Raw genomic sequence first — 13,621 nt, 5'->3', positions numbered from 1 at the left:
GCAACGCATGCGCGGTACAGGTGCCAGCGCGCCGCGACCATCGCCTTGCCTGATGCCGGGCGATTCACGCCACGAACGTCACTGGCGAGGGGGGCGGGGCAGGGCCATAGTCGAGGTCGCTAATCAGACCTACAACAAGAGGCGGCCATGAGCAAAAGCGTGCATCACCGTGCCTGTCATCTGTGCGAAGCCATCTGCGGCCTGACCCTGGAAGTGGCCCATGAGCCTGGGCAGGCGCCGCGCATCACGTCGATCAAGGGCGATGCGCTGGACACCTTCAGCCGTGGCCATATCTGTCCCAAGGCCGTTGCGTTGCAGGACATCCAGAACGATCCGGACCGCCTGCGTACTCCCATGCGCCGCATCGGCGAGCAATGGCAGGCCATCGGCTGGGACGAGGCGTTCGCGCTGGCCGCCCGGAAGCTCTGGGCCCTGCAGCAGCGCCATGGTCAGAATGCGGTGGCGGTGTACCAGGGCAACCCCAGCGTGCACAACTACGGCCTGATGACCCACAGCAACTATTTCCTGGGCCTGCTCAAGACGCGCAACTGCTTTTCCGCGACCTCGGTCGACCAGTTGCCGCAGCACCTGACCAGCTACCTGATGTACGGCCATGGCCTGCTGTTACCGATTGCGGACATCGACCATACCGACTTCATGCTGATTCTGGGCGGCAACCCCTTGGCTTCCAACGGCAGCATCATGACCGTGCCCGATGTCGAAAAGCGCCTCAAGGCCCTGCAGGCACGGGGCGGCAAGCTGGTGGTGGTCGACCCGCGGCGCAGCGAGACCGCGGCCATGGCCGACCAACACCTGTTCGTGCGCCCAGGCGCTGATGCGGCGCTGCTGTGCGGGCTGCTCAACACCCTGTTCGAGGAAGGCCTGAGCCGTACCACGCACCTGCCGGTGGCCGGGCTGGACGCGGTGCGCGAGGCAATCGCGCCGTTCACAGCCGAAGCCATGGGCCCGCGCTGTGGTATCGAGGCCGGGCAGATCCGCCAGTTGGCCCGCGACTTCGCCGCCGCCGACAAGGCCGTGTGCTATGGGCGCATGGGTATCTCGACCCAGGCTTTCGGCACCCTGTGCCATTGGCTGGTGCAGATGATCAACCTGGTCAGTGGCAATCTGGATCGGGTCGGCGGCGCCTTGTGCACCCAGCCGGCAGTGGACCTGGTGGCCAGTACCAGCGGCGGGCATTTCAACGCCTGGCAGAGCCGGGTGTCGGGCCTGCCCGAGTACGCAGGCGAGCTGCCGGTGGCGGCACTGGCCGAAGAGATGCTGTGCGAGGGCGAAGGGCAGGTGCGTGCACTCGTCACCGTGGCCGGCAACCCGGTGCTCTCCACGCCCAATGGACGGCAGCTGGAGCGGGCGCTGCAAGGGCTGGAGTTCATGCTCAGCATCGACCTGTACATCAACGAGACCACGCGCCATGCCGACCTGATCCTGCCGTCCACCTCGGCGCTGGAGAACGATCACTACGACACCACCTTCAACCTGCTGGCGGTGCGCAACGTCAGCCGCTTCAACCGGGCGATCCTGCCCAAGCCCGAAGGCGCGCTGCACGACTGGGAGATTTTCGTCGGCCTGGCCAAGGCCTTCGCGGCACTGGCAGACAAGCCGCTCAAACCGACCCTGACACCCGCGCAGATGATCGACCTGGGCTTGCGCGGCGGGCCCCATGGCCAGGGCAGCGCGTTCGACCTGTCGCTGCACACCCTCGAGCGCTATCCCCACGGTATCGACCTGGGGCCGTTGCAGCCCAACCTCGGTGCGCGGCTGAAAACTGCCAGCCAGTGTGTCGAGGCCGCGCCCGCGGTGATCCTGGCCGACCTTCAGCGCTTCGCCGCGCAAGCTTTGCCCCACGCCACGCAACTGGTGCTGATCGGGCGTCGGCATGTGCGCAGCAACAACTCCTGGATGCACAACTACCATCGCCTGGTGAAGGGCAAGCCGCGCCACCAGCTGCTGATGCACCCCGACGACCTGGCCGGCCGGCAGTTGCAGGACGGCCAGCGGGTGCGTGTCAGCTCGCGCGTGGGCAGCATCGAGGTGGAGGTGCTCGCCAGCACCGATATGATGCCCGGCGTGGTCAGCCTGCCACACGGCTTCGGCCACGGGCGGCCAGGCATGCGCCTGGGCATCGCTCAGGCGCAAGCAGGGGCCAGTGCCAACGATCTGACCGACGAGCGTCAGCGCGACGCGGTATCGGGCAATGCGGCGCTCAACGGCGTGGTGGTAGAGGTGGTTGCGGCCTGATATCGGCAAGGCCGAGCGTCACGCTCGGCTTTCCGATACAATGCGTCACCGTGCCGACAACCAGGTCGGAAAGTTCAGCCGCGAGGTGCTTCATGGATATTATCGAAACAATCAAAGAGCAGATTGCCAACAACACCATTCTGCTTTACATGAAAGGCTCGCCGAATGCCCCGCAGTGCGGCTTTTCGGCCAAGGCGGCGCAAGCCGTGATGGGTTGTGGCGAGAAGTTCGCGTACGTGGATATCCTGCAGAACCCGGAAATCCGCGCCAACCTGCCCAAGTACGCCAACTGGCCGACCTTCCCGCAACTGTGGGTGGGCGGTGAGCTGGTCGGCGGCAGCGATATCATGGCCGAGATGTTTGCCAACGGCGAACTGCAGACCCTGATCAAGGACGCCGCTGCCAAGGCCGAGGCGGCCAAGGCCTGAATCCGGTTTTGCACTGAAGAGCCCCGCATCTGCGGGGCTTTTTTGTGCCTGCCTGGGCCCGGTGGCCGGCAAGGCCGGTTACCCCAGGCGAAAAAAAGCCCCGCGCAGGCGGGGCTTTGATTGCAGCCGGTTGGGCGTGACTACTCGCCCATCTGCGACTGCAGGTAGTTTTCCAGGCTGACCTTGTCGATCAGGCTCAACTGGGTTTCCAGCCAGTCGATATGCTCTTCCTCGGCCTCGAGGATGTCTTCGAGCAGTTCGCGGCTGCCGAAGTCGCCCACGGTCTCGCAATGCGCAATCGCCGCCTTCAGGTCGATCAGGCCTTTCTGCTCCAGGCGCAGGTCGCACTCGAGCATTTCCTTGGTGTGTTCGCCAATCAGCAGCTTGCCCAGGTCCTGGACGTTGGGAATACCTTCTAGAAACAGAATGCGCTTGATCAGTTTGTCAGCGTGTTTCATCTCGTCGATGGATTCTTTGTATTCGTGCTTGCCGAGCTTTTCCAGACCCCAGTCTTCGTACATGCGCGCATGCAGGAAGTATTGGTTGATTGCGACCAGCTCGTTTCCGAGGATCTTGTTGAGATGCTGGATGACGCTAACGTCGCCTTTCATGATGGGGTCCTGCCCTGCGTAAGTGTGTCGATAGGCACGAGTCTGAGCCCGACAACTTCCAGTGTCAAACCTAAGTTATTGAATAATAAATGAAAATTAATCGGAATAAGAATGTTTGTGTTCCGCGTTTTAAGCCTAACTACTTGAATTGCAGGCATAAAAAAACCGGACACGAGGTCCGGTTCTTCAAATTCGCTGTTTTCAGGCTGCGGTAAATTCTACCGGATAAGGCAGGGCGGCCTGGCTGACCTGCAGTTTGGTCAGGGTTTCACGTACCACTTCCTTGGCCAGGCAGGCACATTTGCCGCACTGGGTGCCCACGTTGGTGGCGGCACGGACTTCCTTGTAGCTGCAGCATCCTTCGTAAATCGCATCGCGGATCTGTCCGTCGGTAACACCAACACAAAGACACACATACATAAGGGAGACCATCGCTGGTAAAGGCTTGATGTCGGGGAGCTTAATGCTAATGAGAATGCTTGTCAAAGTACCTTGTGCAGAGGCCCGTTCCAGAGCGACCGGCGGTCAGTCTGGCAGCGGGCTGGCATTCGCTCGGCGCACGGCGTCGGTCGGTGTATGATGGGCAGTTCTTGTGTCATGCCAGCTGACCTGCGGGTCGGCTGCGCAAACCATTCAATACCATCAGGAGATATCGAATGAGCGTGCTCGTAGGCAAAAACGCCCCGGACTTCACCGTACCTGCAGTACTGGGCAACGGCGAGATCGTCGACAGCTTCAACCTGGCTTCGGCTATCAAGGGCAAGTACGGCCTGGTGTTCTTCTACCCACTGGACTTCACCTTCGTCTGCCCGTCCGAGCTGATCGCCCTGGATCACCGCATGGACGACTTCAAGGCGCGCAACGTTGAAGTGATCGCCGTTTCGATCGACTCGCACTTCACCCACAACGCCTGGCGCAACACCCCGATCAACGCCGGCGGTATCGGCCCGGTCAAATACATCATGGCTGCCGACCTCAAGCACGAAATCGCCCAGGCCTACGACGTCGAGTCCGAAGGCGGCGTGGCCTTCCGTGGCGCGTTCCTGATCGATGACAAGGGTGTTGTCCGTTCGCAGATCGTCAACGACCTGCCGCTGGGCCGCAACATGGAAGAGCTGATCCGTCTGGTCGACGCGCTGCAATTCCACGAAGAGCACGGCGAAGTCTGCCCTGCCAACTGGAAAAAAGGCGACAAGGGCATGACCGCTTCGCCAGAAGGCGTTGCTGCCTACCTGAGCGAGAATGCTGGCAAGCTGTAAGCGCCACGCATGAAAAAACCGGCCCTGGTGGCCGGTTTTTTTATGCCTGTTCGCCAGCAAGGCTGGCTCCTGCGTCGCGTAGCGTCTGCAGGCGCCGGCCGGCGAAGCGGTCAGTCGCGAAAGTCCTGCCAGCCGCCCATTTCCTTCCAGCGATTGACGATGCCGCAGAACAGCTCGGCCGTCTTCTCGGTGTCGTAGCGCGCCGAGTGTGCCTCCCGCCCGTCAAAGTCGATGTCGGCACTCTGGCAGGCCCGCGCCAGCACGGTCTGACCATAGGCCAGGCCAGCCAGGGTGGCGGTGTCGAAGCTGGAGAACGGGTGGAAGGGGTTGCGCTTCATGTCGTGGCGCGCCACGGCCGCGTTGAGGAAGCCCAGGTCGAAACTGCTGTTGTGCCCCACCAGGATCGCGCGCTTGCAGCCATTGGCCTTGAGGGCCTTGCGCACGCCGCGGAAGATGTCGGTCAGCGCCGACTCTTCGCTGACCGCCATGCGCAGCGGGTGATCGAGCTTGATGCCGGTGAAGTCCAGGGCCGCCTGTTCGATATTGGCGCCCTCGAAGGGTTCGACGCGGAAGAAATAGGTGTGCTCCGGGAACAGAAAGCCCTTTTCGTCCATGCCGATGGTGACTGCGGCTATTTCCAGCAGTGCATCGGTGGCGCAGTTGAAACCACCGGTTTCAACATCCACCACCACCGGCAGGTAGCCGCGAAAGCGCTCTGCCATCGGATGGCGCGAACCGCCGCCTTGACCTTCCTGGTCGTCTTCGTAATCGTCGCTCACACAGTCTCCTCCAGCAGGCGCCAGCGCAGTTGCTCACCGGCGCGCAGCGGGATGACAGTCTGCTCGCCGAACGGCAGGCTGCCTGGGGCGGTCCAGCTTTCGCGGACCAGGGTAATGTGGTCGGTGTTCGCCGGCAGGCCGTAGAACGCCGGGCCATGAAGGCTGGCGAAACCTTCCAGCTTGTCCAGCGCGTTGCGCTGTTCGAACGCCTCGGCGTACAGCTCGATGGCGGCGAACGCGGTGTAGCAGCCGGCACAGCCGCAGGCGGCTTCCTTGGCATGCTGGGCGTGGGGCGCCGAATCGGTGCCGAGGAAGAACTTGCTGCTGCCGCTGGTGGCTGCGTCGAGCAGAGCCACCTGGTGGGTGTTGCGCTTGAGGATCGGCAGGCAGTAGAAGTGCGGGCGAATACCGCCCACCAGCATGTGGTTGCGGTTGTACAGCAGGTGCTGGGCGGTGATGGTTGCGCCGACGTTGGCCGGGGCCTCGTTGACGAACTGCACGGCTTCGGCAGTGGTGATGTGCTCGAACACCACTTTGAGCGTGGGGAAGCGCTCGACCACACGGCGCAGATGCTCGTCGATGAACAGCTTCTCGCGATCGAACACGTCGATTTCGGGGCGGGTCACTTCGCCATGCACCAGAAGCGGCATGCCCACCTCGGCCATGGCTTCGAGCACCGGGAAAATCTTGTCGACGCTGGTCACGCCGGAGTCCGAGTTGGTGGTCGCGCCGGCCGGGTACATCTTGGCGGCATGCACGAATCCGCTGGCCTTGGCCGCGCGAATGTCCTCGGGCTGGGTGCGGTCGGTGAGGTACAGCACCATCAGCGGTTCGAAGCGGCTGCCGGCAGGGCGGGCGGCCAGGATGCGCTGGCGATAGGCGTCGGCTTCGGCAGTGTTGCGTACCGGCGGTACCAGGTTGGGCATGATGATGGCGCGGGCAAAGGTGCGCGCCACGTCGCCGACGGTATGGGGCAATACAGCGCCATCGCGAAGATGGATGTGCCAGTCGTCGGGACGCAGGAGGGTCAGGCGGTCGGACATTGGGGATTCCAGGCGGTTCGAACTCCCGGTGAATGCTACCGGAAAAGCCCGATCCGAGCACTCGCTATCAAGTTTTGCGCAGGGCGTCCGATAGCTTGCAGGTATGCCGTAAGAAATTTGTGGAGCCGCCCGTGCGCCAGCGTTACCTAGCCCTGCTCAGTATGTTTGCCAGCCTGCCGGCCGTGGCACTCACCTTCCAGACTCGCGTGGAGAACGTCGAGTGGAAGGTCGAGGGCGATCAGTTCGAATGCCGGCTGATCCAGCCGATCGCCGATTTCGGCAGCGGCGAGTTCGTGCGCCGTGCGGGCGAGCAGGCCACCTTCCAGCTGCGCTCCACCAGCAATGTGCTGGGCGCCGGCTCCGCGACCCTGCTGGCCGCCGCCGCACCGTGGCAGCCCGGGCGTGGCGACATCAACCTGGGCGCGGTGCGCATGGCGCGCAGCGGCGTGCTGTTCAACAGCTCCCAGGGCCAGGCCAGCCGGCTCATCAATGGCCTGCTGGACGGGCGCAGCACCGTGGTGCGCAACTACACCGGCGAAGCCGGGCGCAGCATGGAAGTGAGCGTGCTGCCGGTGAAGTTCAACCGTGCCTACGGTGACTACCAGGCCTGTGCGGCCAAGCTGCTGCCGATGAACTATGACCAGGTGCGCCAGGCACGCGTGGGCTTTCCGGGCGGCGGTATCGATCTGGATGCCGATGCACGTGCCCGCCTGGACGTGATCATCGACTTCCTCAAGGCCGACCCCACGGTCAACCACATCGAGCTCGATGGCCACTCCGACAACAGCGGCAACCGCCTGACCAACCGTGACCTCTCGCGTCGCCGCGCCCTGGCGGTGCAGGACTACCTCAAGGCCCATGGCATCCCCGAAGAGCAGATCACCGTGCGCTTTCATGGCGAGCGCTATCCGCTGGCGGCCAATACCAATGCCGCCAATCGGGCACGCAACCGCCGGGTGAACATCCAGCTCGACCGCGTCACCCCGGTCGAGAAGCCCGCAGAGGTTGCCCCGCACAAGCCTGCCGAACCGGCAGCGACCCCGCCTGCGCCGGCACCCACGCAGACGCCGGCCGCCCAGGCAGGCAAACCCGCCGCCTGATTCGACGGTGCGACCGCCGGTCGCGCCGACGACAATTTCTGTCGCTTTGTCGTCACAAGCTGTCGCCCCACTGTAAATTCTGCGGTAAGGCCGGTAGAATCACCGGCTTTCCGTACAACCCGTGGAGTGATGGCATGGCGGACGTAAAAAAGGTCGTACTGGCGTATTCCGGCGGCCTTGATACTTCGGTGATTCTCAAGTGGCTGCAAGATACCTACAACTGTGAAGTGGTGACGTTCACCGCCGATCTGGGGCAGGGCGAGGAGGTCGAACCGGCCCGCGCCAAGGCTCAGGCCATGGGTGTCAAAGAGATCTACATCGATGACCTGCGAGAAGAATTCGTCCGCGATTTCGTGTTCCCGATGTTCCGCGCCAACACCGTCTACGAAGGCGAGTACCTGCTGGGTACTTCCATCGCACGTCCGCTGATCGCCAAGCGTCTGATCGAGATCGCCAACGAAACCGGCGCCGACGCCATTTCCCATGGCGCCACCGGCAAGGGCAACGACCAGGTGCGTTTCGAGCTGGGTGCCTACGCGCTCAAGCCAGGCGTCAAGGTCATCGCCCCATGGCGCGAGTGGGACCTGCTCTCGCGCGAGAAGCTGATGGACTACGCCGAGAAGCACGGTATCCCGATCGAGCGTCACGGCAAGAAGAAGTCGCCGTACTCGATGGACGCCAACCTGCTGCACATCTCCTACGAGGGCGGCGTGCTGGAGGATACCTGGACCGAGCACGAAGAAGACATGTGGCGCTGGACTAAGTCGCCAGAAAACGCCCCTGACGTTCCGACCTACCTGGAACTGACCTACCGCAACGGCGACGTCGTGGCGCTGGACGGCGTCGAGATGACTCCGGCCACCGTCCTGGCCACCCTGAACCGCATCGGCGGCGAGAACGGCATCGGTCGCCTGGACATCGTCGAGAACCGCTATGTGGGCATGAAGTCCCGTGGCTGCTACGAAACCCCGGGCGGCACCATCATGCTGCGCGCGCACCGTGCGATCGAGTCCATCACCCTGGACCGCGAAGTGGCTCACCTCAAGGATGAGCTGATGGCCAAGTACGCCAGCCTGATCTACACCGGCTACTGGTGGAGCCCTGAGCGTCTGATGCTGCAACAGATGATCGATGCTTCGCAGTTGAACGTGAACGGTGTGGTTCGCCTGAAGCTGTACAAGGGCAACGTGATCGTCACCGGTCGCAAGTCTGACGATTCGCTGTTCGATGCCAACATCGCCACCTTCGAAGAAGACGGCGGCGCCTACAACCAGGCCGACGCGGCGGGCTTCATCAAGCTCAACGCACTGCGCCTGCGCATTGCCGCGAACAAGGGCCGCTCACTGGTGTGAGGGGCGCTTGAACGAAAGGAACCCGGCCTGAGGCCGGGTTTTTTTATGCCTTCATTGCGGTGGCTCGGCGCCCAGGGCATGGGTGGTCAGTGTGGTCTGCGTGCCGGTTTCAAGGTTGTGGATGACCAGCGTGCCCAGCCTGGGCTGTTGCGTGATGGCCTGAGTGACAAGGTATTCGATCAGCGATGTGCTGTGTGCACCGGAAATGACGATGGTCGAGATAGCGGGTGCCATGGCGTCGCAACCCAGGGATGGGGCTTGTGTTGTCAATTGTGCAAAGGCAGAACGGGCAGGCGGCAGGTGACTTTCACGTTGTTCTGAAGTTGGCCAGTCTTTGGGTTCATCCGGAACTTCAGGCGTGTCCTCGTTGTACTCCGGGCAATACAGCGTCTTGCTATTGAAGTTGAGCGTCAGGAAAAACAGGATTGTCAGAAAGGGTGGAAAGCCCACCAGAAACCACGTGTAGATACCCTGGCTGTCTTCGCCAAGAAAGGGCAGTGAGGCCAACGCAGAGGCTTCGATGATACCCGCGAAAATAGCAATGATCGTCAGTGGGCTTTTCGGTTCGACGTTGCTCATGTACGTGCCTGCTGCTCGGCGTGAGCGCTGTTTCGTGGGCGCAAGGGTCAGGGTTCGCATTGTTTTTGGAACCACTATGCGGCCTGGGTACTTCGGTGTTCAGGGGGTTATGGATCGTCCTCAGGAAATACTTCGGTGCAACTTCGACGCGATAAAACGCCGTGACAGGATTGATACCCGGGTTAGTCAAATATCACGGATATTTCCTGCGTGCGGGCGAGCGTTGTCATATGGAACGTGGCGAGAGTGCGGTGTTAGTGTTTGTTCGCACTGCATGCACGCCTCGAACGACGCAATGATTGTTTCTGCTTAACGCCTGCTATCAGGAAGTTTTGTAGGAATAATCTTCTATTTAGGTAGGTCTGGTCTTGTCGTGCAACTGTCAAGGAAGCTGCAATGCACTATGCCGGTTGACTAGGCTATTGTGCGGGCTCAAAAAATCGAACAGCGAAAATTGGATTTTGCCCATGAATAAAGTGCTGATCGTGGATGATCATCCGGTCATTCGCCTGGCTGTACGCATGCTGATGGAGCGGCATGGCTATGAAGTTGTCGCAGAGACCGACAACGGAGTGGACGCGCTGCAGCTGGTCAAGAAACACCTGCCCGATATCGTGATACTGGATATCGGCATGCCCAAGCTCGATGGGCTGGAGGTCATTGCAAGGTTGACCTCCAATGACGTGAACATAAAGGTACTGGTGCTGACCTCACAGGCACCTGGGCATTTTTCGATGCGGTGCATGCAGGCGGGCGCCGCGGGTTATGTCTGCAAGCAGCAGGACCTTACCGAGCTGCTCAGCGCCATCAAGGCGGTCCTCTCCGGTTACAGCTACTTCCCCAACCAGGCCCTGCACTCGGTGCGCTCGAACCTTGGCGGTTCCAGCGAAGCGGATATGGTCGAACGTCTGTCGGGGCGGGAGATGATGGTGCTGCAGCAACTGGCACGCGGCAAGACCAACAAGGAGATTGCCGACGGCATGTTTCTGAGCAACAAGACGGTGAGTACCTACAAGACGCGCCTGTTGCTCAAGCTCAATGCGCGCTCCCTGGTGGACCTTATCGAACTGGCCCAGCGTAACGGCCTGGTGTGAACCAGACCTTGCCAGGGCGACTGCCTGGCCCCTGCATGCGCTAGAGACGGCCCGCCCGCGACCTGAAGTGGGCCGTCAAAGATCGAAGTCGTAATCGGCCAACTGCTTTTGCAGGCGGCGTTCTTCCAGCATGTTGTCGATGGTGCGACGCTTGCTGAGGTTGGTCTTCGCCGTTTCGGGCGGGCTTTCCGTTTCCTGTTCGTCTGCCGTGTCCGGCTCGACGTCGATATCCAGCTCTTCGTTATCGGTGCTCATAAGTCACTCCATGCCAAGAGGGCTATTGGCGCACCTTATAGCGATATTTTCAGAGCCGGTAAAAAAGATTTTTTCAATCGTGCGCAACCGATTCAACTATTTGTTCAATCGTCGGAGGTTTTTTGCGGGTACTCGCAAAGGTCCTCGATACGGCAGCTTCCACAGCGTGGCTTGCGCGCCTGGCATACATAGCGCCCATGCAGTATCAGCCAGTGGTGCGCATCCAGCAGATAGTCCTTGGGCACAAACTTCATCAATGCCTTTTCCACCTCCAGCACCGTCTTGCCGGGGGCGATACGGGTGCGGTTGCTGACCCGGAAGATATGCGTGTCCACCGCCATGGTCGGCTGGCGAAATGCGGTGTTGAGCACCACGTTGGCCGTCTTTCTGCCCACCCCGGGCAACGCTTCGAGGGCTTCGCGGGTTTGCGGCACTTCGCCGCCGTGGCGCTCGATCAGCAGGCGACAGGTTTCGATGACGTTCTTGGCCTTGCTGTTGTACAGGCCGATGGTCTTGATGTAGCTGGACAACCCTTCAACGCCCAGGTCGTAGATGGCCTGGGGCGTGTTGGCCACCGGGTACAGGCGTGCAGTGGCCTTGTTGACCCCCACGTCGGTGGATTGCGCCGAGAGGATGACCGCGATCAGCAGTTCGAAGGGGGTGGTGTAGGCCAGCTCGGTCTTCGGGTCCGGGTTGTCTTCGTGCAGCCTGCGAAAGATTTCCAGGCGTTTGGCAGCATTCATGGGCTCAGAGGCTTCCTTGACGGCTAGAGGGGGCCGGCTTGCGCCGCACCCGGTTGAAAATGGCCAGTAGCAGGCCCAGCAGGATCAGTGCGCCCGGGGTCAGTTGGGCCAGGCGCAGCCCGGCAGAGCCCAGCAGTTCGCGGCACAGGCCCAGCAGCAGGTGCACTGTACACAAGCCGATGACCACCAGCAGGCCTTGCGCGACGCCGCGATGGCGCTCGAAGCACTGTTCCAGCAGCACGCATTGCAGTGCGATCAGCGCCGGGTAGATGCCCAGTTGCGCGTGAACCTCCAGGGCCCAGGCGCGCAGGCTCAGCTCCAGGCAGGTCACCAGCATCGCCGCCAGCAGCACGCTGACCAGCGTGGTCTGCAGCCCTTGCAGCAGCGGGCGCAAGGGCGTCATGCACAACCGGTGCAGGCACAGGCTCAACAGGCTGAACAACGCCACCGCTGCGGCCTGGGCCAGGGTCTGGCTGGCGCCCAGCATCGGGGCCAGGCTGAGGATGAGCAGGCTGCGGCTATTCATGTTCACCGGTACCCAGCAGATAGAGGGAGTGTTCGTCGAAGTAGCGCAGGGCATCGTGCACCGCCTGGATCACTGCGCGGGAGGTCACGCTGGCGCCGGCCAGCTGGTCGAACTGGCCGGCATCGCGCTTGAGGGCCCAGGCCGGATCGGGGGTGTCCGCCAGCGTGCGGCCCTCGAACCCGCGTAGCCAGGTGTTGCCCGGTTCACTCAACTTGCCGCCAAGCCCTGGCGTTTCCTGGTGCTGCAGCACCCGGGTGGCCAGCAGGCGGCCGTGGCTGTCGATGGCGATCAGCAGGTCCAGTGGCCCCCCATAGCCCTGAACCCGGCTGTGCAGCACCACGGCGCTGGGCTGGCCGAGCAGGGTCGCGCGGTAGCCGGCCAGCAGGGTGCTATGGGCCAGGGTCGGTGCGGGCAGTGCGAGGGGGCGTTGCAGCGGCTGGTTGTCGTAGCGCTCTGCCGGCAGCACGCTCAGCAGGCTCCTGGCCTTGAGCTGCAGTTCAGCCTGGCTGATACGCGCGGCGTTCAACTGCGCCCAGCCAATGGCGCAGCCGATGGCCAGGCACGCCACGGCCGCCACCAGCAGCACTGCACGCGCCCGGGGGGTCATGCCGGCTGCCCTTGGCGCCGCGCGGCCCAGCGTTCGAGCGCCGGCACGCACAGGTTCATCAGCAGCACGGCGAACGCACTGCCGTCGGGGTAGCTACCCCAGGTACGGATCAGATAGACCAGCACGCCCACCCCGGCGCCGAACAGCAGGCGTGCGCTGGCCGCCCTGGGGCCGCTGACCGGTTCGGTGACGATGAAGAACGCGACGAACAGGCTGGAGCCGGCCAGCAGGTGAAACAGCGGCGAGCCATTGGAGTCGGAGCCCGAGCCGTTCCAGCCCAGCAGGCTCATGATGAACAGGCTGCCCAGCATGGCCACCGGGGCATGCCAGCTGAACACCTTGCGCTGCAGCAACAACAGGCCACCGGCCAGGAAGGCCAGGGCGACCCACTCGCTGCCTGCGCCGGCGAATCGGCCGAAGGCCGGGTGCTGGCCGGACAGTTCGTCGATGGTCAGGCTCTGGTTGTGGCGCACCACATCCAGCACCGTCGCCTGGGCCCAGGCGTCGGGTCGGACGGCCAAGCCGAACACCGCTTCGAGGCTGGTGCCCAGGTCCAGCGGTTGCGGCCCGGGCCACTGGGTCATCTGGGCCGGAAAGCTGACCAGGGCCACGGCATAGCCGAGCATGGCCGGGTTGAACGGATTCTTGCCAAGCCCGCCGTACACATGCTTGCCCAGGGCCAGGGCGCTTGCGCTGGCAATCACCGGCACCCACCAGGCGAGGTAGGCGGGCAGGGCGATGGCCAGCAGCGTGGCGCTGACCAGGGCGCTGCCATCGCCCAGTGCAGCACGCACCGGGCGGCGCTGGGCGCGCAGCAGCACCGCTTCGGTCGCCAGCGCCGCGGTGGTGGTCAGCAGCAGGTTGAGCAGGGTGCCCCAACCGTGCAGCCAGGTCAGTGCCAGCAAGCCGGGCAGGCACGCCAGCAGCACCAGGCGCAGGCTGGCGCGCAGGCGTTCGCCCGGGTCAGGCGCGGGCAGCATCGCTTACCG

The 13,621-nt window shown here is 62.9% G+C and carries 16 protein-coding genes; 6 read left to right on the top strand and 10 right to left on the bottom strand.

Going from position 1 to position 13,621, the window contains the following annotated elements; genetic code table 11:
* The first annotated feature begins 147 nt into the window (after positions 1 to 147).
* Together NJH59_RS10340 and grxD are read left to right on the top strand one after the other, a co-directional pair.
* Positions 148 to 2,256, top strand: coding sequence for a molybdopterin oxidoreductase family protein (locus NJH59_RS10340; protein ID WP_253086747.1), 2,109 nt, complete (start codon positions 148 to 150; stop codon positions 2,254 to 2,256).
* A 92-nt stretch (positions 2,257 to 2,348) separates the two neighbouring features.
* Positions 2,349 to 2,684 carry a Grx4 family monothiol glutaredoxin gene (grxD, locus tag NJH59_RS10335; RefSeq protein WP_038999109.1) on the top strand — a complete coding sequence of 112 codons (336 nt, stop codon included), beginning with the start codon at positions 2,349 to 2,351 and terminating at the stop codon, positions 2,682 to 2,684.
* A 140-nt stretch (positions 2,685 to 2,824) separates the two neighbouring features.
* On the opposite strand, the gene bfr is transcribed toward grxD, so the two are convergent.
* Together bfr and NJH59_RS10325 are read right to left on the bottom strand one after the other, a co-directional pair.
* Entirely contained in the window at positions 2,825 to 3,295 is a 471-nt protein-coding gene (bfr, locus tag NJH59_RS10330) for a bacterioferritin (protein ID WP_043861977.1), read from the bottom strand.
* A 201-nt stretch (positions 3,296 to 3,496) separates the two neighbouring features.
* Positions 3,497 to 3,715 (bottom strand): bacterioferritin-associated ferredoxin, encoded by a 219-nt coding sequence (locus tag NJH59_RS10325; RefSeq protein WP_043861976.1) that lies wholly within the window; start codon positions 3,713 to 3,715, stop codon positions 3,497 to 3,499.
* A 236-nt stretch (positions 3,716 to 3,951) separates the two neighbouring features.
* On the opposite strand from NJH59_RS10325, the gene NJH59_RS10320 reads away from it, so the two are divergent.
* Complete coding sequence (locus NJH59_RS10320; protein WP_043861975.1) at positions 3,952 to 4,554, top strand: peroxiredoxin; 603 nt, start codon at positions 3,952 to 3,954, stop codon at positions 4,552 to 4,554.
* A gap of 110 nt (positions 4,555 to 4,664) precedes the next feature.
* Here NJH59_RS10320 and rnt read toward each other — a convergent pair whose 3' ends face one another.
* Both rnt and pyrC read right to left on the bottom strand, forming a co-directional pair.
* Positions 4,665 to 5,276, bottom strand: coding sequence for a ribonuclease T (gene rnt, locus NJH59_RS10315; protein WP_173925077.1), 612 nt, complete (start codon positions 5,274 to 5,276; stop codon positions 4,665 to 4,667).
* 53 nt (positions 5,277 to 5,329) lie between these two features.
* Positions 5,330 to 6,376 carry a dihydroorotase gene (pyrC, locus tag NJH59_RS10310; RefSeq protein ID WP_043861973.1) on the bottom strand — a complete coding sequence of 349 codons (1,047 nt, stop codon included), beginning with the start codon at positions 6,374 to 6,376 and terminating at the stop codon, positions 5,330 to 5,332.
* Between the two features lie 131 nt (positions 6,377 to 6,507).
* Between pyrC and NJH59_RS10305 the strand changes: the two genes are divergently transcribed.
* Together NJH59_RS10305 and NJH59_RS10300 are read left to right on the top strand one after the other, a co-directional pair.
* Positions 6,508 to 7,476: an OmpA family protein gene (locus NJH59_RS10305; RefSeq protein ID WP_253086746.1), complete on the top strand. Its 969-nt coding sequence runs from the start codon at positions 6,508 to 6,510 to the stop codon at positions 7,474 to 7,476.
* 134 nt (positions 7,477 to 7,610) lie between these two features.
* Positions 7,611 to 8,828, top strand: a complete 1,218-nt coding sequence (locus tag NJH59_RS10300; protein ID WP_043861971.1) for an argininosuccinate synthase — start codon at positions 7,611 to 7,613, stop codon at positions 8,826 to 8,828.
* Positions 8,829 to 8,879: 51 nt separating this feature from the next.
* Here the strand turns inward: NJH59_RS10300 and NJH59_RS10295 are convergent, their stop codons facing one another.
* Positions 8,880 to 9,407, bottom strand: a complete 528-nt coding sequence (locus NJH59_RS10295; RefSeq protein WP_244988654.1) for a hypothetical protein — start codon at positions 9,405 to 9,407, stop codon at positions 8,880 to 8,882.
* A 467-nt stretch (positions 9,408 to 9,874) separates the two neighbouring features.
* Here NJH59_RS10295 and NJH59_RS10290 point away from each other — a divergent pair, with 467 nt between their 5' ends.
* Positions 9,875 to 10,501: a response regulator transcription factor gene (locus tag NJH59_RS10290; RefSeq protein ID WP_043861969.1), complete on the top strand. Its 627-nt coding sequence runs from the start codon at positions 9,875 to 9,877 to the stop codon at positions 10,499 to 10,501.
* A gap of 75 nt (positions 10,502 to 10,576) precedes the next feature.
* On the opposite strand, the gene NJH59_RS10285 is transcribed toward NJH59_RS10290, so the two are convergent.
* The 5 genes from NJH59_RS10285 to NJH59_RS10265 form a co-directional block, all read right to left on the bottom strand.
* On the bottom strand, positions 10,577 to 10,756 hold the full coding sequence (locus NJH59_RS10285; RefSeq protein WP_043861968.1) for a PA3496 family putative envelope integrity protein: 180 nt from the start codon (positions 10,754 to 10,756) through the stop codon (positions 10,577 to 10,579).
* Positions 10,757 to 10,860: 104 nt separating this feature from the next.
* On the bottom strand, positions 10,861 to 11,499 hold the full coding sequence (gene nth / locus NJH59_RS10280) for an endonuclease III (protein WP_043861967.1): 639 nt from the start codon (positions 11,497 to 11,499) through the stop codon (positions 10,861 to 10,863).
* A gap of 4 nt (positions 11,500 to 11,503) precedes the next feature.
* The gene (locus NJH59_RS10275) at positions 11,504 to 12,025 is read right to left on the bottom strand and encodes an Rnf-Nqr domain containing protein (RefSeq protein ID WP_236176556.1); all 522 of its coding nucleotides are present in this window, start codon (positions 12,023 to 12,025) and stop codon (positions 11,504 to 11,506) included.
* The gene (locus NJH59_RS10270; protein ID WP_253086745.1) at positions 12,018 to 12,632 is read right to left on the bottom strand and encodes an RnfABCDGE type electron transport complex subunit G; all 615 of its coding nucleotides are present in this window, start codon (positions 12,630 to 12,632) and stop codon (positions 12,018 to 12,020) included. Before NJH59_RS10270 ends, NJH59_RS10275 begins: the two co-directional genes overlap by 8 nt.
* Positions 12,629 to 13,612: an RnfABCDGE type electron transport complex subunit D gene (locus NJH59_RS10265; RefSeq protein WP_253086744.1), complete on the bottom strand. Its 984-nt coding sequence runs from the start codon at positions 13,610 to 13,612 to the stop codon at positions 12,629 to 12,631. Before NJH59_RS10265 ends, NJH59_RS10270 begins: the two co-directional genes overlap by 4 nt.
* Between the last annotated feature and the right edge of the window lie 9 nt (positions 13,613 to 13,621).

The sequence above is a fragment of the Pseudomonas sp. VE 267-6A genome (assembly GCF_024126555.1).
GTDB classification, from domain to species: Bacteria; Pseudomonadota; Gammaproteobacteria; order Pseudomonadales; family Pseudomonadaceae; genus Aquipseudomonas; species Aquipseudomonas palmensis.
Note: the sequence above shows the minus strand (reverse complement) of the source record. Positions and strands in the feature narration are given on the sequence as shown.